Origin of the sequence: Streptococcus sp. HMSC073A12 (assembly GCF_001812815.1) — a bacterium.
Classification (GTDB): domain Bacteria; phylum Bacillota; class Bacilli; order Lactobacillales; family Streptococcaceae; genus Streptococcus; species Streptococcus vaginalis.
The window spans coordinates 1-252 of the sequence record NZ_KV810562.1 but is presented as its reverse complement, the minus strand read 5'-3'; the positions used below and the strand labels follow the sequence as shown (position 1 = coordinate 252).

1 pseudogene is annotated in these 252 nt (G+C 39.7%); it reads right to left on the bottom strand.

Annotation, left to right across the window (positions count from 1 at the left end):
* Positions 1–7 precede the first annotated feature (7 nt).
* Positions 8–252: pseudogene (locus HMPREF2876_RS10330) on the bottom strand (IS3 family transposase); the annotation flags it as partial.

The window sequence follows — 252 nt, the reverse complement described above, 5'->3', positions numbered from 1 at the left end:
GGTCGTTTCATCTCTGTTGAATTCTAGTTTCATTATAAAATATGATGTAAGATTAACAATATCTGTTCTACTATCTTTGGTTAAGTTTCTCCAGTTATGGAGATAGAAGGTTTCAGACTTTAGGACAGAATGAAACCATTCGATACAGGCATTATCTGCTGGTGTTCCCTTACGGGACATAGAGCGGGTGATGCCTTTTTCTGTGCAAGCCTGGTAATAAGCTTTTGAGGTGTAGACAGAGCCCTGATCGCT